Origin of the sequence: Streptomyces marokkonensis, assembly GCF_008312835.1 — a bacterium.
Lineage (GTDB): Bacteria > Actinomycetota > Actinomycetes > Streptomycetales > Streptomycetaceae > Streptomyces > Streptomyces marokkonensis_A.
Map to the genome: position 1 here is coordinate 285,327 of NZ_VSKS01000005.1, position 20,648 is coordinate 305,974.

Here is a 20,648-nt window from a genome sequence, read left to right on the forward strand (position 1 = left end):
CGCACGCGGAGGTGCCCCCGGCCCGTACGGGCCGGGGGCACCTCCGCCGGTCCTGGTCTCAGCCGGCGGACCCGCGGCGGCGGAGCACCAGGAAGGCACCCGCGGCGACCAGCGCGGCGGCCGCACCGGCCAGCAGGCCCACGGGCGCGCCGTTGCCGGTCTCGGCGAGATCACCGGAGCCGCCCTGCGGGGACGAGGACGACCCGGGGGCCGGGGCGGCGGACGAGGGCGCGCCGGACGGCGCGGCGGAGGAGGGCGCGTCCGAGGGGCCGGAGGAGGAGCCGGCGGAGGGACCGGTGGAGGGCGACGCGGAGGGGGAACCGGACGGGGTGCCGCCGTCCTCCTCGCAGTCCGTCCAGAACACCTTGTGCTTGGCCGCTCCGTGCTCGCCCTCGAAGGTCCAGAACAGCTTGTAGTGACCGTCCGGAAGCGACAGGTCCGCGGTGCGGCCGTGCCCCTCGCCGTCCAGCGTGATCGCACCGGACTCGACGGTCTCACCCTTGGTGCCGGCGGTCGGGGCCCAGGCCTCGATGTGCCAGTCGACCCGCTGACCGCCGTCGAAGCCGAAGGCGTCCAGGTAGAACGTGCACACGTGCGGCTCGTTGCGGCGCGGTTCCTCGCCGGTCGAGGCATCGTGGATCTTGACGGTGCCGTTGTCGCCGGGCGGCGCGGCGTGCGCGGCGGGGGCGGTCAGCACAGCGGCGGAGAACGCGACGGCGAGCACGCCGGCGCGGGCGGGGGTACGCATGAGGCAGTCCATCTTCGAGTGACGAACGGGGAAGATGTGGAGGGGGCGGTTCAGCATCCTGCCTGCCGCGACCGCAGGTCAATCACGAAGCGGCAACGCACCGGTGCCTCACCGGCACGGGCGGCCGGAAGGGCCCGGCAAAACGCCTCAGACGGCCAGGAAAGCCGCCGTGAGCAGAGCCGCTCCCGACAGCGCCATCACCCACGCCGTCCGCATCCGCAGCAGCCCGCCCGCCACCACGACCGACGCCAGCAGCAGCGCACCGCCCAGCGGCACCCAGGAGTAGAGGATCCCTCCGGGACCGGAGCGGACCGCCTCCCCGCCGCCCGGCTTCAGCACCACCGTGTAGGTCCGCCCCTTCTCCACGGCCACCGAGTCCTCCAGGACGACCCTCTCCCGCGGCTGCGACCCCTGCGACAACGGCGTGTACGGGCCCGAGCACGTCCGGCCGCCGCACGAGGTCACCTCCACCGTGCCGCTCTCGCGCCCCTTCGTCAGCATCGCGTGCTGCGCCGTACCCCACGACGCCCACACACCCGCGATCAGGATCAGCACGGCGACCGCGCCCATCGCCGCGAACCGGCCGAACCGCAGGGCGGAGGAGCCACGGGAGGAGCTGACCGCAGAAGGCATGGCCGAGATCCTTGGCCATGACCTCGCGGTCGGTCAACTTCGTCGGGGGGCAGTACGGGACAAGCCGCCCGATGCCCCTCTCGGCAGATCACGAGTTGTACGTGCCCTGCGCCCGCTCCAGCCCCTCGATCACCAGACACTCCACCGCGTCCGCCGCCCGGTCCACGAAGTAGTCCAGCTCCTTGCGCTCCGCCGACGAGAAGTCCTTCAGCACGAAGTCCGCCACCTGCATCCGCCCCGGCGGCCTGCCGATCCCGAACCGCACCCGGTGATAGTCCCGCCCGAACGCCTGCGTCAGCGACTTCAGCCCGTTGTGACCGTTGTCCCCGCCGCCCAGCTTCAGCCGCAGCATCCCGTAGTCGATGTCCAGCTCGTCGTGGACCGCGACCACCCGCTCCGCCGGCACCTTGTAGAACTCTCGCAGCGCGTTCACCGGCCCGCCCGACAGGTTCATGTACGACATCGGCTTCGCCACGACCACCCGCCGGTTCGCCGGCCCCGGCGGCCCGATCCGGCCCTCCACCACCTGCGCCTGAGCCCGGCCGGCCCGCTTGAACCGGCCCCCCATCCGCTCCGCCAGCAGATCCGCCACCATGAAACCCACGTTGTGGCGGTTCATCGCGTACCCCGGCCCGGGATTGCCCAGCCCCACCACCAGCCAGGGACCCGCCGCGCCTGCCGCATCCGTCGTCACGCCATGTCTCCTTCATACGCGTCGGCCGCTGCCCCGGGCGGGAACAGCGGCCGACGAAACGACGACTCCGAAGAGGATCAGGCCTCGGCGGCCTGCGCGCCCTCTTCCTCGGCACCCTCGGGCGCCTCCTCGGCCTGCGCGGCCAGGACCTGCAGCACGACCGCGTCCTCCTCGACGGCCAGCGTCACGCCCTTGGGCAGCGTGATGTCCTTGGCCAGGACGGAGGCACCGGCCGCCAGACCCTCCACGGAGACCGTCACGCCCTCCGGGATGTGCGTGGCCTCGGCCTCGACCGGCAGAGCCGACAGCACGTGCTCCAGCAGGTTGCCGCCCGGGGCCAGCTCACCCTCGGTCTGCACCGGAATCTCGACCTGGACCTTCTCGCCGCGCTGCACCAGCTGCAGGTCGACGTGCTCCAGGAAGCCCTTCAGCGGGTCACGCTGCACGGCCTTCGGGATCGCCAGCTCGTTCGACTTGCCGTCGATGTCCAGCGCGATCAGCACGTTCGGCGTACGCAGCGCCAGCAGCAGCTCGTGGCCCGGGAAGGTCAGGTGCAGCGGGTCCGAACCGTGCCCGTACAGGACACCCGGAACGTTGTTCTCGCGGCGGATACGGCGCGCGGCACCCTTGCCGAACTCGGTGCGCGTCGTGGCGGCGATCTTCACCTCGGACATGGTCACTCCTCGAAGTCAGAAACGGACGTGGTCACCCGGCCACGAACGGCCTGCTACGAAGAGCGCGTCGATAACGGACCGCCGTACAAGCCTCGGATGAAGCGGTACGGCCTCCCTCGCCGAGCAACTGCAGCAGTCTACTCGGACCAGGAGGCCGTACCCAAAACGATCAACGGAACCCGTACGGGTGCCCGACTGCAGAACCCTTACTGCTCGTCGAACAGGCTCGTCACCGAACCGTCCTCGAACACCTCACGCACCGCACGCGCGATCGTCGGCGCGATCGACAGCACCTTGATCTTGTCCAGGCTCTCGCTCAGCTCACTCGGCGTCGGCAGCGTGTTCGTGAACACGAACTCACTCACCTTCGAATTCTTCAGCCGGTCCGCCGCCGGACCCGACAGCACACCGTGCGTCGCCGTCACGATGACGTCCTCCGCACCGTGCGCGAACAACGCGTCCGCCGCTGCACAGATCGTGCCACCCGTGTCGATCATGTCGTCCACCAGAACGCACACGCGGCCCTTCACCTCACCGACCACCTCGTGCACCGTGACCTGGTTCGCCACGTCCTTGTCCCGGCGCTTGTGCACGATCGCCAGCGGCGCACCCAGCCGGTCGCACCAGCGGTCCGCCACGCGCACCCGGCCCGCGTCCGGCGACACCACCGTCAGCTTCGAACGGTCCACCTTCGCACCCACGTAGTCCGCCAGCAGCGGCAACGCGAACAGGTGGTCCACCGGACCGTCGAAGAAGCCCTGGATCTGGTCCGTGTGCAGATCCACCGTCAGCAGCCGGTCCGCGCCCGCCGTCTTCATCAGATCCGCGATCAGCCGCGCCGAGATCGGTTCACGGCCCCGGTGCTTCTTGTCCTGCCGCGCGTAACCGTAGAACGGCACGATGACCGTGATCGACCTGGCCGACGCACGCTTCAGCGCGTCGATCATGATCAGCTGCTCCATGATCCACTTGTTGATCGGAGCGGTGTGGCTCTGGATCAGGAAACAGTCGGCACCACGAGCCGACTCCTGATACCGCACATAGATCTCGCCATTGGCGAAGTCGAAGGCCTTCGTCGGGACGACCCCGACACCCAGCTGGTGGGCGACCTCCTCGGCAAGCTCGGGGTGTGCGCGGCCGGAGAAGAACATCATCTTCTTCTCGCCGGTCGTCTTGATCCCGGTCACAGCACTTTCTCCTCAGAGGTGTCGCGGCAGGTGGGGATGCGGATGTGCACTTATCACGGTACGCGGTGTCCGCGGCGGCGAAATCCGGTCACCCCTCCTCGGCCGGCTCCCGGGACGCCGCCTCCGCGGCCTTCGCCGCGGCACTCCCCGGCCGCTTACGGGCCACCCAGCCCTCGATATTCCGCTGCTGGCCACGGGCCACGGCCAGCGAACCGGGCGGCACATCCTTCGTGATCACCGAGCCGGCGGCCGTGTAGGCACCGTCCCCGACCGTGACAGGCGCCACAAACATGTTGTCCGAACCCGTCTTGCAGTGCGAGCCGACCGTGGTGTGGTGCTTGTGCTCCCCGTCATAGTTGACGAACACGCTCGCCGCACCGATGTTCGAGTACTCGCCGATCGTGGCATCACCGACATACGACAGGTGCGGAACCTTCGTCCCCTCACCGATCGACGCGTTCTTCGTCTCCACGTACGTACCGATCTTGCCCTTGCGGCCCAGCCGCGTCCCCGGACGCAGATACGCATACGGCCCGACCGCCGCCTCGGGACCCACCTCGGCACCCAGCGCCACGGTGTTGTCCACCCGCGCACCCGCACCCACCCGCGTGTCCGTCAGCCGCGAGTGAGGGCCCACCTCGCACCCCTCGGCGAGATGCGTGGCACCGTGCAACTGCGTACCCGGATGGACCAGAACGTCCCGCTCGAAGGTCACCGTCGCGTCCACCCACGTCGTGGCGGGGTCGACCACCGTCACCCCCGACAGCATGGCCGCCGTCAGCAACCGGTCGTTCAGGATCCGCCGCGCCTCCGACAACTGCACACGGTTGTTGATCCCCGCGATCTCCCGGTGATCACCCGCCACCGACGCGCCCACCCGGTGCCCCGCCTCACGCAGGATCCCCAGGACGTCCGTCAGGTACTCCTCACCCTGACTGTTGTCCGTACGCACCTTCTTCAACGCGTCCGCCAGCAACGCCCCGTCGAACGCGAACACACCCGAGTTGATCTCCCGGATCTCCCGCTGCGCCCCGGACGCGTCCTTGTGCTCCACGATCGCGGTCACGGCACCGGTGCCGTCACGCACGATCCGCCCGTAACCCGTCGCGTCCGGCACCTCGGCCGTCAGCACCGTCACCGCGTTGCCGTCCGCCGAGTGCGTGGCGGACAACTGCCGCAGCGTCCCACCCGTCAGCAGCGGGGTGTCACCGCACACGACCACCACGGTCCCGTCCACGGAACCGCCCAGCTCCTCCAGCCCCATCCGCACGGCGTGACCCGTGCCGTTCTGCTCCTCCTGCACCGCGGTGCGCACGGCGGGGGCGATCTCGGCGAGGTGCGCGGTCACCTTCTCGCGGGCGTGCCCCACGACGACGACCAGGTGCTCCGGCTCGAGTTCACCGGCGGCGGTGAGCACATGACCCACCAGGGAACGGCCACAGATGTCGTGCAGGACCTTCGGTGTGGCCGACTTCATACGGGTGCCCTCACCCGCTGCGAGTACGACGACGGCTGCCGGGCGAATGGCGCTCACGGGATGCCCTTCGGCTGTGTTGGGGTGGGGGTGACATCCGCAGGATACCGGGGCGTTTCCGGGGGGACATGAGTGCGGGCCCTGACACAGATGTCAGGGCCCGCACTCACTGGGCTCCCGGGGGAGGACTCGAACCCCCATAAGTGACACCAAAAGACACCGTCTTGCCCTTAGACGACCCGGGATAGCCCTTATGTCCGGTTCGATAGATCGTCCGGACGGACAGCTCCTACTATGCCGTACCACCAGCCCTCGATGCGACGGTACAGCTCGGCACCTTTCAGGACGCTGACGACGAGGCAGCCCCGGTAGTCGTCGCCGACGTTCTTGCGGACGGTCTTGGGGTTGTGCTTCTTGATGGTCGTCTTCTGGAGGAGTGCCACGTCGACCCCCAGGAGGTCGGCCCAGTGGCTTTCGGCACCCTCGACGTCGGCCGTCTCGTGGATCATGACCCGGTAGCGCAGGCGGCTGCGCTCCACTCCCAGTAGGTCCAGCCAGGCCAGGTAGACCCGGATCACTCCGGGGTCGCTGTTGACGAACTGGACGTTCTCGCGCCTGGCGTATGGCTTGTCCTTCGCGCCCTCGGCCCAGTAGAGGGCCACGCCGACGACGAACAGTTCGCGGTCGCTCAGTGCGCCGATCTCGCTCGCGGCAGTCGCCTTGGTCCGCTGTCGTTCCTTCTCGCGCAGCCGGAGTGTGGCCTCCCAGCCGCGCCTGGCGATCGTCGAGGCCTCCTCGCGGGTTCGTTTCCGCTCCGGCTTCGGCAGGTCCCGTACCCACAGGGAGATCGAGCTCTTGGAGCAGCCGAGCTCGATCTGGATCTGGTCGTACGTCCAGCCCTGGAGTCGGAGCTCCCTCGCCTTCTCCCGTAGGTCGTCCTTCGCGTTCGGCCGTTTCGTCCATTCCGGGGCCGGTTCGCCCTGCAGGAGGCGGTTGAGGATGTCGTTGTTGTCCACGTGGAGCCGGTCGCGGATCTGGCGCCGGCTCAGTCCCGCCCGTCGCAGTGCCACCGCTTGCTCGCGCAGGCCCTCGAAGTCGGCGTATTTGCCTGGTGCGTGTGTCACACCCCTACCGTCCGGGCGGAATGTGGGCTTCCCCCTTCGAACGGTGGCCGATTCAGCAGTTCGAGGGATTTCGGGGCGTACCGCGTCCGATCGGTCACCCTGTGTGGTGCGGGTTTGTCGTGGAAACTCGCCGGATAACGGGTGGGGGGCGCCCGTAGGCTGGAGGCATGACCACGACGGGGGAAGACCATGTGACGGCCCGGGGAGGGCCGTGGTGGTGGGAGCGGCGCCGCAGTGCCGTGTTCGATGCAGGGCTCGCGGTGGTGTCCGCGCTGGAGTGCGGGCTGGAGGGGATCCCGTTCGCGCGGGAGGCGGGGATCCCGGCGGCCGCGGGGATCGTGTTCGGTGTGCTGGCCGGGTCGGTGCTGCTGGTGCGGCGGAAGTGGCCGATCGCGGTGGTGCTGGTGGCGATCGCGGTGACGCCGGCCTCGATGGGTTTGCTGTTGGGCATCGTGGGCCTGTATTCGCTGGCCGCGTCGGATCTGCCGCGGCGGATCATCGGTTCGCTGGCCGGTATGCAGATGGTCGGTGTGCTCATCGTGATGTTCGTGCGGATGCGGCAGGACATCGCGAAGGAGGACGTGGACGTCGGCGACTGGATCGTGCCGTTCGCGTCGATCACGACGGCGCTGGGGGTGACGGCTCCTCCGTTGCTGCTGGGGCTGTATGTGGGGGCGCGGCGGCGGTTGATGGAGAGTCTGCGGGAGCGGGCGGACAGTCTGGAGCGGGAGCTGCAGCTGCTGGCGGAGCGGGCGGAGGAGCGGGCCGAGTGGGCGCGGAACGAGGAGCGGACGAGGATCGCCCGTGAGATGCATGACGTGGTCGCGCACCGGGTGAGTCTGATGGTGGTGCATGCGGCGGCGTTGCAGGCGGTGGCGCGGAAGGACCCCGAGAAGGCGGTGAAGAACGCCGCGCTGGTGGGGGACATGGGGCGGCAGGCGTTGACGGAGTTGCGGGAGATGCTCGGGGTGCTGCGGTCCGGTGGGGACGGGGTGCAGCGGCGGGAGCGGGCGTCGGTGCCGTTGGCGGCGGTGGGGGTGGCCGCGGCGGTGGCCGCGTCGCGGGCGGTGGACGAGGGCGGGGGGTCGGGCGAGGGGCCGTCCCTGTCGGAGATCGACGAGTTGGTGGGGCAGTCGGCGGCCGCGGGGATGGTCGTGGATCTGTCGGTGGTGGGGGAGAGCCGTGCGTATGCGCCGGAGGTGGAGTCGACGGCGTACCGGGTGGTGCAGGAGGCGTTGACGAACGTCCACAAGCATGCGGCGGGTGCGAAGACGTATGTGCGTCTGGCGCACCGGGTGTCGGAGATCGCGATGCAGGTGGAGAACGAGCCGCCGCCGGAGGCGGCGTCGTCGGCGGGGCTGCCGTCGGGTGGGAACGGTCTGGTGGGGATGAAGGAGCGGGTGTCGGCGCTCGGTGGGGTGTTCGTGTCGGGGCCGACGGACGCGGGGGGTTTCCGGGTGTCGGCGGTGATTCCGGCGTCGTAGCCGGGTGCGGGGTGGTCAGCCGGCGGTGAGGCGTACGGGTTCGATGCCGGAGACGAGGGTGGCGAGGCCTTGGTCGATGGTGGGGCCGAGGTACCAGTCGCCGGTGTGGTCGAGGGCGTAGACGCGGCCCTGGGTGTCGATGGCGAGGAGGGCCTGGGTGTCGGTTTCGGCGCCGAGGGGGCAGACCTCGGTGTCGAGGGCGCGGCCGAGGTCGCCGAGGGTGCGGGCCATGTGGAGTCCGTGGAGCGGGTCGATGTGGAGGTTGGCGGGGGCGACTTGGCGGCCGGGTCCGGTGGGTTTGATGTGGAGGCCGCCGAATTCGGCCCAGGCTTCGACGGCGGCGGGGAAGACGGTGTGGCGGTGGCCCGCGGGTGAGGTGTGGTCGCGCAGGGTGTCGGCCCAGATCTCGGCCTGTTTGATGTCCCAGCGGCCGGGTTGCCATCCGGCGGCGCGCAGGGCGGCGTCGACGGGGACGGCGAAGCGGGTGGTGGAGGTGCGGTCGGTGTGCATCGGCTCTTCGTTCGTCGAGGTCGTGGTTGGTGCGAGGTGGTTCAGCCGGTGGTGGCGGCGGGGTCGACCATGCGGACGCCGAAGTGGGCGGTGAGGGCGGTGCAGGCGCGGCAGGGGGCGGCGTAGCTGCCGTGGAGGGGGTCGCCGTCCTCGCGGATGCGGCGGGTGGTGAGTTTGGCTTGTTTGAGGGCTTTGCGTGCTTCGCCGTTGGTCATGGGTTTTCGTGCGGCGCGTTTGCTGCGGGCGGCGTCGGCGGTGGTGATGTGCCGGGAGATGAGGATGGTTTCGGCGCAGCGGCCGGTGAAGCGGTCGCGCTGGTCGCTGGTGAGGGTGTCGAGGAAGTCCTTGACGAGGGGGTGGAGGGCGGGGGGTGTGTCGCCGCGGGCGGCGGTGCCGGTGAGGGTTTCGCCGCGGACGGAGAGGGCGGCGGCGATGGTGGGCAGGATGCCGTCGCGGCGGTGGTGGAGGGTGGGGGTGTGGGTGGTTCCGGTGGCGCTCCAGCCGATGCGGGGGTCGCCGGAGCGGGGGTCGCCGGATGGGCCGGTGTGCGTCCCCGGCTGCGTCATGTTCATGATCATCATCCCCTCCCGAGCATCCCCCCGGAGGTCACAGAGTGCCAAACGGCGTGGCTGATGGGGAAGCTGGGGCGGTGCGACACGCCCGTGCCCGGGCGGGCTGTCACGGGAGGGTGACGGCTGGTCACGGAAGCGGAGGGGTGGGTGACCGGTGCCGGTGACCGGTCGGGTCGTACCGCATAGGCTGTCGGCACCGCGATCCATGCGGTGATCCGCGCGGTTGTGCGTGCGGGCGCCGTGCGGGTCGTGGCGGAAAGCAGTCGAGACAGACGTGACAGTCGAATACGTTCCGTAACGGTCCGAAGGTGGGCGGTGCGGGCGTACAGAGTGCCGCAGGGGGCAACCGCCATGACGACAGGTCGGCTCGGGCTGGGGGCACCTCCCGGCCGCCAGGCCGGGGGACAAGCCGCGCCGCCGAACGCGGCCTACGCCGGGCAGGTCGTGCACTTCCCGGATCCGGTGCGGGCGGCCCGTCACCCGAGAGGGGTGCGGGTGGACGAGCGTGGTTACCCCGACTTCTCGCCCTACGCGCGTGCGGCCGTGGAGATCGCGGAGCCGCCGGAGGGTTTCGGTGTCGACGAGTTGCGGCTGACGGACTACGTGTCGGCGAACGCGGCGCTGGCGGCGAGCGGGCACGAGCTGTGGGACACGGTGCCGACGGTGGCGACGCCGCACGGCTGGACGTGGCACCACGTGGTGGGGACGCGGCGGCTGGAGCTGGTGCCGGTCGAGGTGAAGGCGCTGCTGCGGCATCACGGCGGGGTGGCGACGTCGGCGGTGGACCACGGCAAGCGGGGTACGCGGCCGTTGCAGGAGACGCGTCCGGCGCATTTCGGGCTGCCGAAGTCGGGTGTGGCGGTGACGGAGTCGCAGGTGCTGGGTGTCGAGGAGGATCTCGGTTACCGGCTGCCGGGTGCGTACCGGTCGTTCCTGAAGGCGGCGGGCGGTTGCGCGCCGGTGGGGACGGCGCTGGACGCGGAGCTGGGTCTGCTGGTGGACCAGCCGTTCTTCACGGTGCGGGACGAGGCGGCGGTCAACGACCTCGTGTACGTCAACAAGTGCCTGCGGGATCATCTGACCAAGGACTATCTGTGCGTGGCCTTCGTGCAGGGCGGCCTGCTGGCCGTGAAGGTGCGGGGCGAGCGGCAGGGTTCGGTGTGGTTCTGCGCGTACGACGACGCGCGCGACGTCGATCCGTCGTGGGCGCCTGCCGAGCGGGTGGAGCGGCTGCTGCTGGCGTGCGGTGACGACTTCGACGCGTTCCTCGCGCGGCTGGCGGGCTCTCCGCCGGAGCTGGAGACGGTGGCGAATCTGATGGTGGACGGCGGGTTCGCGCGTGCCGTTCCGGTTTCTTCCGCGGGGGAGTGAGCTTCGGCGATGGTGACGTTCGCGCAGGCGCAGGAGCGCGCGGAGGAGTGGATCAACGGGGATGTCCCGTCGTACCAGCATCGTGAGGTGCGGGTGCGGGAGTTCGACCTCGGGTTCGTGGTGTGGCCGGAGGACCGTGCGGACGGGCCCCGTTCGGACGGTGGTGCGCAGCGGCTGGTGATCGCCCGCGACAGCGGTGAGGCGACGTTGTGGCCCGCGCTGCCGGTGGGTGAGGTGATCCGCCGGTACGAGGAGGAGTACGGCCGTGCCGCCGCGGCGCCCGAGCCGGCGCCGGCGCCGGCGCGGGTGGATCTGAATCAGACGTCGTTCCTGCTGAGTCCGCCGGAGTGGCTGCAGGAGGCGGCGGACCGGCTGGGGATTCCGGATCGGCGCGGGGAGAGTGCGGGGGGTGCCGCGGGGGCCGGTGGGGTTCCGGGGCAGGCTCCGGAACCGGGCGCGGCTGCGTCCTCCGCTTCCGCCTCCTCTTCTTCTCCCTCTTCATCTTCCGATTCCGGCTCGGGTGTGTCCGGCGGTGCGGGTTCGGGCTGGGCCGCGGACTCCGTCCCGGCCGTGTCGGGCCGGGACGCGGCGCCGCAGGGCGCTTCGGCGGGTCCGGCCGCCGGGGCGGGGAGCGGGGCGGCGTGGCCCGCCGCCGGGGGGAGTGGTTCTCCGGCGGGTGCCGGCGCGCCCGCCGGGGCGACGCCGTGGGCCGGTACGGACACCAACGCCGATGCCGGTGAGGACCGTTCCGTACCGCTGCCGGAGACCGTGTTCGCGCCGCAGCTGAGCGAGTCCGGTGACGACACGCCGACGCCTCCGCCCTCGGCGACGGCGGAGGCGCGGACGGCGCTGCTGTCGGGCGGCAGTCAGCTCCCGCCGACGGCTGTGGCGCCGGCGCTTCCGGATCCCGAGGCGCAGCGGGGAACGCCGCCGCCCTCGCGGGGTGGTGTGCCCGGCACGCCCGCGCCCGGCACACCCGCGCCGGGTGCGCCGACGCCGCCGCCGGCGGGTCCGGGTGCGCCGGAGCGGCCGCTCGCGCCCCACGCCGGTGACATCGCCGACGCCGCGACCAGCAAGGCGACCCGGCCCCCGCGTCGTGGCCCGGGTGCGACGACGCCGCCTCCTCCGGGCGCCCCGGGGACCCCGGGCGCGCGGCCGGGCGGCACGCCCCCGTCTCCGCCGGGTCCGGCGGGCGGGTACGTACCGACGCAGATGGTGTCGTCGCTGGGCCCGGAGGGGCCCGGCACCCCGACGCCGCCTCCGCCCGGTGCGCCGAGCGCGCCCGGCGGGACGCCGCCCGGTGGTGTCCACCACGCGGCGACGATGTTCGCCGACCCGGGAGGGACGGGCCCGGGTGCTCCCGGAACACCGGCGCCTCCGGGGCCCCCCGGAGCTCCCCAGCCGCCCGGCGTCCCGGGTGCTCCTGGTGCTCCGGGAGCTCCCGGAGCGGCGGGAGGCGGCCGCCCGCCCGTGCACCACGCGGAGACCGTGCTGGCCGCGCCCCCGGTGGGCGGCCCCGGTGCGCCTCCGCCCCCGGCTCCGCCCGGTGTGCCCGGCGGCGCTCACCCGATGCCGCCCGGAGCGGTGCCGCCCGGAGCGGTGCCGCCGGGCGCCGTGCCGCCCGGTGTCCCCGGTCCGGGGCAGCCGCCGGCGTACGGCTACCCGCCGCAGCCCACCGGCCTGCCGACCGTCGGGCCCGGCTACCAGGCCGTGCTGCGCTACCGCGCACAAGACGGTTCCGAGCAGCAGCTGATCCGGCGTTCGGCGCCGGGCACGCCGCACCCGGAGTGGCAGATCTTCCACGAGCTGCGCGCCATGAACGTGCCGCCGGACCAGGTGCTGGAGCTGCACACCGAGCTGGAGTCGTGCGAGCTGCCGGGTGCGTACTGCGCGCGGATGATCCGCGAGCAGTGGCCGCAGGCGCGGATCACGAGCATCGCCCCGTACGGCACGGATCACGCGAGCAGGCAGCAGGGCATGCAGCAACTGCTCGCCCACCAGGGGGAGTTGCACCAGGTCGCGGACGGTCCGGCGCGTCCCGCCCCCATCCGCGCGCCGATTCCGCCGGTGCAGCCGGCGCCGCCGGTTCCGCCGGAGGCCGTCGCGCAGGAGCTGGCCGGGGCGTTCGGGCCGGGTGTGTTCCGCTTCGAGCAGGCGGCGGTGTCCCGGCAGGGCGTGCCGCCGGTCGTGGCGCACACGCTGGTGATGGCGGGGCTGCCGGTGGACATGGGCCCGTTCTTCTGGGCGCAGGCGCAGCCGGGCCGTCCGGTGCCGACACTGGCGGAGCTGGCGGCGGAGCGGGGTGTGCCGGCGGCCCCGGACGCGGGTTCGTACCTGGTGATGGGCAGCGACTTCGGCAAGGCGATCTGTGTGCAGTACGGCACGGCGAACATCGTCGCGGTGCCGGTGGAGGCCGGGCCGGGCGGTGCGCCGGTGCCGCCGCAGTTCGTGAACACCGGTCTGCCGGAGTTCGCGCGCTGTCTGGCGCTGCTCGGCCGGATGTGGCGGCTGCGGTTCGGGCTGAACCAGGAGCAGGCGGGCCGCTGGACCGTGGACTTCCAGGCACAGCTGGCCGCGCTGGACGCGGCGGCGCTGGGTTCGCCGGAGAGCTGGTGGTCGGTGCTGCTGGAGCAGATGTGGGACGGGCTGCTGTGATCCGTCGTCGCTGAACCCGCGTGACGCGAGGAGCCGGGCCCGGTCGTGGGACGACCGGGCCCGGCTTCTGCGTGCCCGCTCCGCGGAGTGTCGCGTTATGAACACTTCCGTGTGATCCATCAAGATGTGCGCGATTCATCCCATTTCGTACTCGGTCGTCGTGGTGGGCTTCGTGTCCGTCGGTGGAGAGGGGTTCCAGGGTGAGCAGTGCATCGGTGTCGTCGCAGGGCTTCGAGGTGGTGCGGGGGCGCGGGTACCGTCCCCTGCAGGTGATCGCGTACGTCGAGGCGCTCTCGGACGATCGTGACGCCGCCTGGGAGCGGGCGGCGCGGCTCACCGTGCTGGCCCGCGAGATGGAGGAGGAGCTGGAGCTGCTGCGCGCACGGGTGGCCGCGCTGCCTCCGCAGACGTACGAATCGCTCGGGGAGGGCGCCCGGCGGCTGTTCGAGCTGGCCCGGGAGGAGGCGACGGCCGTACGGGAGGCGGCCCGGCAGTGGGCGCAGGACGTCACGGATCTGGCCCGGGACGAGGCCGCGGGCGTGCGGGACGCCGCACAGGCGTACGCGGACACGGTGCGCGCCGGATCGGACGAGCACGCCCGTGAGCTGCTCCTCGCGGCCCGCGAGGAGGCCGACGGGATCCGGATCGAGGCCCGGCTGGAGGTGAAGGAGCGGCGCGGGGAGACGCTGTCGGTGTTGCGGGAGATGCGGGAGCGCACCTCCGGGATGCTCGCCGAGGTGGCCGGGGAACAGGCGGCACGGCTGGACGAGGTGGAGCGGGAGGAGGCCGGACGGGTGGCCGCGCTGGACGCCCGTCAGGCGGAGGCGGAGGCCCGCGCGCAGGCCGCGGTGGCCGAGGCGCGGCAGGTGTTCGCCGACGCGGAGGAGTCGGCCCGCCGCCGCGCGGAGGAGGCGGAGGAACGCGCGGCGGAGGTGCTCGCCGAGGCGCGCGCCCGCGCGGAGGGCATCGCGCGGGAGACCGAACGGGTGCTGCGCGACCACGCCGGCCGGCGGGAGGACGTGCAGACGCACATGGACCATGTGTGCGCCAGCCTCAGCGCGCTGACCGGCCGCGTGGTGGAGTGAGCGGGGTTCACGTCCTCCTGCGTGCCGCCCCGGCGAGGATCCAGCCCTCCACCGCCTCGTACTGGCGCCGCTGTTCCTCCGCCCGGGCCCGGCCGGAGGCCACCGTGCCGAGCCAGCCGCAGAGGAAGCCGGCGGGGATGGAGAGCAGGCCGGTGGTGGTGAACGGGAACCAGTTGAAGTCGGCGTCGGGGAAGGCGGAGACGGGCGACCCGGAGACCAGGTTGGTGCCCGGCATCAGCAGGAGCACGGCCAGGGAGCCGCCGATGAGGGTGGCGAGCAGGCCCGTGCGGGTGTAGCGGCGCCAGAAGAGGCTGTAGACGAGGGCCGGCGCGATGGCGGAGGCGCCGAGGCAGAAGGACAGGGTGACCAGGGGCTGCAGGCTGTGGTGCTGCACCACGGTGGCCAGCACGATCGCGGGGACGCCCACCGCGAGTGCGGCGAGGCGGGCCAGGACCATCTCGCGGCGCGGTGACATCTCCTGGACGCGGGACGCGAAGACGTCGTGGGCGAGGGAGTTGGCGCAGGCGAGGATCATGCCGGCGACGGAGGCCAGGACGGTGAGGAAGATGGCCGTGGTGACGGTGGTGAAGAGGAAGGTCTCCGCCGTGGACACCTCCGGGCCGAACGCGGCCTGCGTGCCGAGCAGATAGGCGGTGTTGCCCCGCGGGTCGGCCTGGGCGATGGCGGCCCGCCCGGCCAGCGCGGTCGCGCCGAAGCCGATGACGGTGATGACGAGCACGAACAGGGCCACACCGGACACCGCCCAGGACATCGAGCGGCGCACCTGGCGGGCGCTGGAGGCGGTGTACATGCGCATGGTGACGTGGGGCAGGCAGGCGCCGCCGAGGACGACCGTCAGCTGCGAGGTGATCATGTCAAGACCGGGACTGGCGCCGCCGCTGAACTGCAGGCCGGAGGCGAGGAAGGCGTCGCCCACGCCGCTGTTGGCGGCGGCCGCGTCGAACAGGGCGCCCGGGTTCCAGTCGAACCGGTTCAGGACGAGGGCGGCGACGACGATGCCGGAGCCGAGCAGCAGCACCATCTTCAGGATCTGGATGAGGGCGGTGCCCTTCATGCCGCCGATCGCCGCGTAGCTGATCATCAGGGCGCCCACGCCGACGATGCAGCCCGTCTGCAGGGACTCGCCGGAGAAACCGAGGATGAACCCCATCAGCTGGCCGGTGCCGGCGAGTTGCACCAGCATCAGCGGCAGCAGCGCGGCGAGGGTGACGACGCTCGCGGTGATCCGTATCCCGCGTCCCTGCGGCATGCGCCGGGTGAGCGCGTCGCCCATGGTGAACCGGCCCGCGTTGCGCAGGGGTTCGGCCAGCAGGAACATGAGCAGCATCAGGGACAGGGCGGTGCTCAGCGCGAGCACGGTCCCGTCGTACCCGAACAGCGCGATGACGCCGCCGGTGCCGAGGACGGTCGCGGCGGAGATGTAGTCACCGGCGATGGCCAGGCCGTTGCGCATGGGGGACAGGGAGCCGTAGCCGGTGTAGAACTCGTCGAGGTCGTCGCGGTCGGGGCCGGTCATCACGCACAGCAGCAGGGTGACCGTGGCGACCGCGGAGAAGCCGACAAGGGCCATGGCCTGCGTGTCGCCGCCGGACTGCGGGGTCATCGTGTCGCCTCCCGCTTGGCGTCCAGCGCGGCCTGACGGCGGATGAGGTCGGCGAGGGGGTCGACGCGGCGGCGGGCGGTGCCCTCGTACAGGGCGATCGCCAGCCAGGTGACGGGCACTTGGAGCACGGCCAGGAGCAGCCCGGTGGGGACGCCGTCGGTGACGGTGCCCGTCATGAAGGACGGGGCGAACGCCGACAGGACGAGGAAGAGGACGAAGTACCCGAGTGCGGTGAGGGTGGCGGTGCGGCGCTGCCAGCGGTAGGCGCTGCGCAGCCGGCGCAGGTCGGAGTGGTGCCCGAGCGGGGCGTGGTGGGGAGCGGGTCTCGGCTCGGGGGCGGGCGGGGCCGGGGGCTGCCAGGGGTAGGTGGCGTAGGAGGGGGAGGCGGCGTTCGGGGGGTGCGGGTGGGGGGCCCGGTGCGGGTGGGGACGGTGCCGGTACGGGTCGGTGGACATCCCGTTCTCCTTGCGTGGCTCGGGTCCGTGCGGGGACGGCAGGGAGGGGGTGGGGAGCGGATCCCGCACGCTACTCGCGCGTACGGGGGTGCGCTGCGTTTTGGCCGAACTGAGCGGTCGGTATGCGCTTACCGCGTCGTCCCCGGGTCTGACCTGGGGTGTTACCCGGATTAACTCAGACTTTTGCGCCACGAAGTCCCGTGCGCGGGGCCCGACTTGACCCTGACGCGACGGGAGGGTGGAGCCTCGGATGCGTCCGGAGGAGGAGCCGACCCCGAGACGGACTCCGCCCGTCGGCGGAGAGCCCCTAGGGGTACCTCCGTACTACGGCTCGGGGAGGGTTCGTACCGGCGGAGGACGAGAAGGGGGCGGAGTCGTCCTTAACCTGGCTTTACGCCGCCGGGGGTGGCCAGGCACAGCGGCGGGGGTGGGGTTTTCCTCAGGAAAAGACTGCGCTGAACACCAGGGCGCCCGACCCCCTCGCACCGCGAGACTGAAGCACACCGCACCACAACGCACCGAACGGCCGCCGAGTACGGAGGGCGGCCGCCGGGGCACCGCATTCACTTTGCTGACCGACATAGGAGACTTACCGTGACAACGGCTGTGACCATTCCCAGGCACGGGGGCACTGGAGGGAGCACGGCCGTCGCCGCGCGGGCGCGGCAGGTCGTGAAGGCGTACGGGTCGGGCGAGACCCGCGTCGTCGCCCTCGACCACGTCGACGTGGACATCGCCCGCGGCCGGTTCACCGCGATCATGGGCCCTTCGGGGTCCGGCAAGTCCACGCTGATGCACTGCCTCGCCGGGCTCGACACCGTGACCTCCGGGCAGATCTACCTCGACGAGACCGAGATCACCGGCCTGAAGGACAAGAAGCTCACCCGGCTGCGCCGGGACCGGATCGGCTTCATCTTCCAGGCGTTCAACCTGCTGCCGACGCTGAACGCGATCGAGAACATCACGCTGCCCATGGACATCGCCGGCCGCAAGCCGGACAAGGCGTGGCTGGACCGGGTCGTGGAGACCGTCGGGCTCGCCGGACGGCTCAAGCACCGGCCGACGCAGCTCTCCGGCGGCCAGCAGCAGCGGGTCGCCGTGGCGCGGGCGCTGGCCGCCCGGCCGGAGATCATCTTCGGTGACGAGCCGACCGGGAACCTCGACTCCCGCGCGGGCGCCGAAGTCCTCGGCTTCCTGCGCCGCTCGGTGGACGAACTGGGCCAGACCATCGTGATGGTCACCCACGACCCCGTCGCCGCCTCCTACGCGGACCGGGTGCTGTACCTCGCCGACGGCCGCATCGTCGACGAGATGCACCAGCCGACCGCCGAGCAGGTCCTGGACCGCATGAAGGACTTCGACGCCCGGGGGCGCACGTCATGACCGTCCTCAAGACCTCGATGCGCAACTTCTTCGCGCACAAGGGACGCATGGCGCTGTCCGCGGTGGCGGTGCTGCTGTCGGTGGCGTTCGTGTGCGGGACCCTGGTGTTCACGGACACCATGAACACCACGTTCGACAAGCTGTTCGCGGCCACCTCCTCGGACGTCACGGTCAGCTCCAAGGACGCCTCCGACAGCGGGGAGACGACCTCCGGCAACGGCAAGCCGCCGGTGATCCCGGCCTCCGTGCTCGACGACGTCAAGGGCGCGGACGGTGTGAAGTCGGCCGAGGGCGCGGTGTTCTCCACCTCGGTGACCGTCGTCGACGGGGCCAAGGACAGCCTCTCGCCGACCGGCGGCGGACCGACCATCGTCGGCAGCTGGAACGCCAACGAGGCCCGCACCATGGAGATCACCACCGGTGCGGCGCCCGAGAGCGCCGGCCAGATCATGGTCGACGCCGACACCGCCGACAAGCACGACCTGAAGCTCGGTGACGAGATCGGCGTCATCACCGCGGTCGGCACGCACACCGCGAAGATCTCCGGCATCACCGACTTCACCGTCACCAACCCCGGCGCCGCGATCTTCTACCTGGACACCGAGACCGCCCAGCGGACCCTGGTCGGCGAGAGCGGCGTCTACACCAACGTCAACGTCACCGCCGCGTCCGGCGTCAGCGACGCACAGCTGAAGAAGAACGTCACGGCCGAACTCGGCGGCGACTACAAGGTGCTGACCGCCGACGAGACGGCGGAGGCCAACCAGGAGAGCGTCGGCGACTTCATGAACGTCATGAAGTACGCGATGCTCGGCTTCGCCGGGATCGCCTTCCTCGTCGGCATCTTCCTGATCATCAACACCTTCTCCATGCTGGTCGCCCAGCGCACCCGGGAGATCGGCCTGATGCGGGCGATCGGCTCGTCCCGCAAGCAGGTCAACCGCTCCGTGCTGGTCGAGGCGCTGCTGCTCGGAGTCTTCGGCTCGGTCCTCGGCGTCGGCGCCGGCGTCGGCCTCGCGGTCGGCCTGATGAAGCTCATGGGCCTGATGGGCATGGAACTGTCCACGGACGACCTCACGGTGGCCTGGACGACCCCCGCGCTCGGACTGCTCCTCGGCGTGGTCGTCACCGTGCTCGCCGCCTACCTGCCCGCCCGGCGGGCCGGGAAGATCTCCCCGATGGCCGCGCTGCGCGACGCCGGTACCCCGGCGGACGCCAAGGCCGGATGGATCAGGGCCGCGATCGGCCTGGTCCTCACCGGCGCCGGCGGCTTCGCCCTCTACCTCGCGGGAACCGCGGACAAGGCCACCGACGGCTCCGTGTGGCTGGGCCTGGGCGTGGTGCTGTCCCTGATCGGCTTCGTCGTCATCGGCCCGGTGCTGGCGAGCGGAATGGTCCGCGTCCTCGGCGCGGTCCTGCTGCGGGCCTTCGGCCCCGTGGGCCGCATGGCCGAACGCAACGCCCTGCGCAACCCGCGCCGCACCGGCGCGACGGGCGCCGCGCTGATGATCGGGCTGGCGCTGGTGGCGTGCCTGTCGGTGGTCGGATCCTCCATGGTCGCCTCGGCCACCGAGGAGCTCGACAAGACGGTGGGCGCGGACTTCATCATCCAGGACGACAACCAGCAGCCGGTCATCCCGCAGGCCGTCGCGGCGGTCAAGTCGACGCCCGGGATCGACCGGGTCACCGAGTACAAGTGGACCGAGGCGGACTTCACCACGCCCGACGGCAGGACCACCGACGACACCGCGATCACCGCGGCCGACCCGACGTACGCGACCGACCTGCGGGTCGAGACCGTCGCCGGCAAGCTCGCCGACGCCTACCGGCCCGACTCGATGTCCGTCCACGAGGACTTCGCCAAGGACCACGGCGTCACCGTCGGCTCGAAGATCGACGTCGCCTTCAAGGACGGCACCACGGGGACGCTGACGGTCCGCGCCATCACCAGCAGCGAGGGCGTGGTCGACGCAGGCGCGATGTACACGTCCATCGACACCCTCGCCACGTACGTCCCGGCCGACAGGATGCCGCTGGACCTGCTGGTCTTCGCCTCGGCGGCGGACGGGCAGAAGGACGCGGCGTACAAGGCGCTGAAGGAGTCGCTGGACGGCTTCCCGCAGTACGAGGTGCGCGACCAGACCGACTACAAGGAGGCGCTGAAGGACCAGATCGGCCAGCTGCTCAACATGATCTACGGTCTGCTGGCCCTGGCGATCGTCGTCGCGATCCTCGGCGTGGTGAACACCCTGGCCCTGTCGGTGGTGGAGCGCACCCGGGAGATCGGCCTGATGCGGGCCATCGGCCTCTCGCGCCGGCAGCTGCGCCGCATGATCCGCATGGAGTCGGTCGTGATCGCCCTGTTCGGTGCCCTGCTGGGCCTCGGACTGGGCATGGGCTGGGGCGCCACCGCGCAGCAGCTCCTCGCCCTGGAGGGCCTGAAGGTCCTCGACATCCCGTGGCCGACGATCATCGGCGTCTTCATCGGCTCGGCCTTCGTGGGCCTCTTCGCGGCCCTGGTCCCGGCCTTCCGCGCCGGCCGCATGAACGTCCTGAACGCCATCGCCACCGACTAGCCACCGCACACGGGGGTTGCGGGGGAACACCCGGCGCCGGAGAGTCCCCTGGGACTCTCCGGCGCCGGGCGCGTGCATGCCCGCACGGGCTCCGGGTGCGTCGTCACCCGGGGTCCGTCCGGCTCCCCAGGGGCGCGGGGAACCGCGCCACCAGCCCCGACCGGGCCGCAGCCGCCCATGGGCCGGCGGTCCCACGGCGAGAAGGTCCGGCGCCCCGGTGCGGAGCACGCGGGTGCCAGGGGGGCGGAGCTCCCTGGTGGCCCAGCGGCGACCCCGCTCACCAGCCGACCGACGTCATCCACAGCCCCCGCACCCGCGGACGCGGCGACGTACCCTGGACACCCCCGGCCCGCAGCGCGCGTCGGGCCCGTCGTGTTGCACACCCCCGGACGGAAAGCG

Annotated in this window: 17 protein-coding genes and 1 tRNA gene; 6 read left to right on the forward strand and 12 right to left on the reverse strand. The window is 71.7% G+C overall.

Annotated features, from left to right (window positions below; genetic code table 11):
* Positions 1-58: 58 nt before the first annotated feature.
* From F1615_RS11720 to F1615_RS11755, 8 genes are all read right to left on the reverse strand, one after another.
* Entirely contained in the window at positions 59-748 is a 690-nt protein-coding gene (locus F1615_RS11720) for an LPXTG cell wall anchor domain-containing protein (RefSeq protein ID WP_149548846.1), read from the reverse strand.
* A gap of 147 nt (positions 749-895) precedes the next feature.
* On the reverse strand, positions 896-1,381 hold the full coding sequence (locus F1615_RS11725) for a hypothetical protein (RefSeq protein WP_149548847.1): 486 nt from the start codon (positions 1,379-1,381) through the stop codon (positions 896-898).
* A gap of 88 nt (positions 1,382-1,469) precedes the next feature.
* Entirely contained in the window at positions 1,470-2,075 is a 606-nt protein-coding gene (gene pth, locus F1615_RS11730; protein WP_149548848.1) for an aminoacyl-tRNA hydrolase, read from the reverse strand.
* A gap of 77 nt (positions 2,076-2,152) precedes the next feature.
* A complete protein-coding gene (locus F1615_RS11735; protein WP_149548849.1) occupies positions 2,153-2,749 on the reverse strand; it encodes a 50S ribosomal protein L25/general stress protein Ctc in 597 nt (198 codons plus the stop codon).
* A gap of 206 nt (positions 2,750-2,955) precedes the next feature.
* Positions 2,956-3,936, reverse strand: coding sequence for a ribose-phosphate diphosphokinase (locus F1615_RS11740; protein WP_149548850.1), 981 nt, complete (start codon positions 3,934-3,936; stop codon positions 2,956-2,958).
* 88 nt (positions 3,937-4,024) lie between these two features.
* Positions 4,025-5,470 carry a bifunctional UDP-N-acetylglucosamine diphosphorylase/glucosamine-1-phosphate N-acetyltransferase GlmU gene (gene glmU / locus F1615_RS11745; RefSeq protein ID WP_149548851.1) on the reverse strand — a complete coding sequence of 482 codons (1,446 nt, stop codon included), beginning with the start codon at positions 5,468-5,470 and terminating at the stop codon, positions 4,025-4,027.
* 114 nt (positions 5,471-5,584) lie between these two features.
* A tRNA-Gln gene (locus F1615_RS11750) sits at positions 5,585-5,655 on the reverse strand.
* Between the two features lie 6 nt (positions 5,656-5,661).
* Positions 5,662-6,534, reverse strand: a complete 873-nt coding sequence (locus F1615_RS11755; RefSeq protein WP_149548852.1) for a hypothetical protein — start codon at positions 6,532-6,534, stop codon at positions 5,662-5,664.
* A gap of 167 nt (positions 6,535-6,701) precedes the next feature.
* Here F1615_RS11755 and F1615_RS11760 point away from each other — a divergent pair, with 167 nt between their 5' ends.
* Positions 6,702-8,018, forward strand: coding sequence for a sensor histidine kinase (locus F1615_RS11760; protein ID WP_149548853.1), 1,317 nt, complete (start codon positions 6,702-6,704; stop codon positions 8,016-8,018).
* Between the two features lie 15 nt (positions 8,019-8,033).
* Here F1615_RS11760 and F1615_RS11765 read toward each other — a convergent pair whose 3' ends face one another.
* A complete protein-coding gene (locus F1615_RS11765; RefSeq protein ID WP_149548854.1) occupies positions 8,034-8,528 on the reverse strand; it encodes an SUKH-3 domain-containing protein in 495 nt (164 codons plus the stop codon).
* A gap of 41 nt (positions 8,529-8,569) precedes the next feature.
* On the reverse strand, positions 8,570-9,100 hold the full coding sequence (locus F1615_RS11770) for a YwqJ-related putative deaminase (protein ID WP_149548855.1): 531 nt from the start codon (positions 9,098-9,100) through the stop codon (positions 8,570-8,572).
* A 351-nt stretch (positions 9,101-9,451) separates the two neighbouring features.
* Here F1615_RS11770 and F1615_RS11775 point away from each other — a divergent pair, with 351 nt between their 5' ends.
* The 3 genes from F1615_RS11775 to F1615_RS11785 all read left to right on the forward strand — a co-directional run bounded on the left by F1615_RS11775 (position 9,452) and on the right by F1615_RS11785 (position 14,211).
* Positions 9,452-10,471, forward strand: a complete 1,020-nt coding sequence (locus F1615_RS11775) for an SMI1/KNR4 family protein (RefSeq protein ID WP_149548856.1) — start codon at positions 9,452-9,454, stop codon at positions 10,469-10,471.
* A 9-nt stretch (positions 10,472-10,480) separates the two neighbouring features.
* Positions 10,481-13,126: an SUKH-4 family immunity protein gene (locus tag F1615_RS11780; RefSeq protein WP_149548857.1), complete on the forward strand. Its 2,646-nt coding sequence runs from the start codon at positions 10,481-10,483 to the stop codon at positions 13,124-13,126.
* A gap of 200 nt (positions 13,127-13,326) precedes the next feature.
* The gene (locus F1615_RS11785) at positions 13,327-14,211 is read left to right on the forward strand and encodes a cellulose-binding protein (protein WP_244328702.1); all 885 of its coding nucleotides are present in this window, start codon (positions 13,327-13,329) and stop codon (positions 14,209-14,211) included.
* 7 nt (positions 14,212-14,218) lie between these two features.
* Here the strand turns inward: F1615_RS11785 and F1615_RS11790 are convergent, their stop codons facing one another.
* Together F1615_RS11790 and F1615_RS11795 are read right to left on the reverse strand one after the other, a co-directional pair.
* Positions 14,219-15,835: a cation acetate symporter gene (locus tag F1615_RS11790; protein ID WP_149548859.1), complete on the reverse strand. Its 1,617-nt coding sequence runs from the start codon at positions 15,833-15,835 to the stop codon at positions 14,219-14,221.
* Complete coding sequence (locus F1615_RS11795; RefSeq protein ID WP_149548860.1) at positions 15,832-16,290, reverse strand: DUF485 domain-containing protein; 459 nt, start codon at positions 16,288-16,290, stop codon at positions 15,832-15,834. The genes F1615_RS11790 and F1615_RS11795 overlap by 4 nt, the downstream gene beginning before the upstream one ends.
* Before the next feature lie 594 nt (positions 16,291-16,884).
* Between F1615_RS11795 and F1615_RS11800 the strand changes: the two genes are divergently transcribed.
* Together F1615_RS11800 and F1615_RS11805 are read left to right on the forward strand one after the other, a co-directional pair.
* On the forward strand, positions 16,885-17,673 hold the full coding sequence (locus F1615_RS11800) for an ABC transporter ATP-binding protein (RefSeq protein WP_149548861.1): 789 nt from the start codon (positions 16,885-16,887) through the stop codon (positions 17,671-17,673).
* Positions 17,670-20,249: an ABC transporter permease gene (locus F1615_RS11805; protein ID WP_149548862.1), complete on the forward strand. Its 2,580-nt coding sequence runs from the start codon at positions 17,670-17,672 to the stop codon at positions 20,247-20,249. Before F1615_RS11800 ends, F1615_RS11805 begins: the two co-directional genes overlap by 4 nt.
* Positions 20,250-20,648: the final 399 nt, after the last annotated feature.